This is a genomic window from Pseudomonas sp. VEM90, assembly GCF_054611535.1.
The window spans coordinates 1-574 of record NZ_JBTRAR010000068.1 but is presented as its reverse complement, the minus strand read 5'-3'; the positions used below and the strand labels follow the sequence as shown (position 1 = coordinate 574).

Annotated in this window: 1 pseudogene; it reads right to left on the bottom strand. The window is 59.6% G+C overall.

From position 1 onward, the window contains the following. Positions 1–128: 128 nt before the first annotated feature. Positions 129–574, bottom strand: a pseudogene (locus tag ACYCCG_RS26055) (hypothetical protein); the annotation flags it as partial.

Here is a 574-nt window from a genome sequence, read left to right as displayed (position 1 = left end):
GGTCAGGACGCACTCGCAACTGGGAGCCGATTGGTACCGTGCTGCTGAACCCTGATCGAGAACAACAGCACGTGAAGCAAGCCGCATAGTTGGATGGTTGACGCGACAACTACCTTGAAAAACGCCGCCCCGAAGACTGATGAAGCAAACCCCATCGTGTATTCCGGTGCATCACTCTGCTGCAGGTTGCTGTACGCCGTCTTCAGCGAGATCACGTTGAACCACAGCATCCCCGCGTTTAAACCGCCACCACCGCCGGAGGTGAGCAACCCAAGGAAGTTGGGTTTCACCCGCGCAGTGGTGGTCAGCTCGATGGACACCGTGCGGCTGCCCGAGATGCGCAACGCTTTCATCTCTTCAACCTGCGCCATGCCGCTCTTCAAATACCGCTGCACCTCCTGGCTAAAGGGATTTTCCGTAATGGCCTGCTCGGTGATTCGATAGCGTGCCGCCAACAACCCCAGCGCTTTCTCGGCATTGGCCTCACGCGCTGCCAACTGCACCTGCCGCCGCAGGCCATGGCTGGCATCCCAGCGGGTCTGGCCACGCAGGCGCTTGAGCACCACGGTATTGA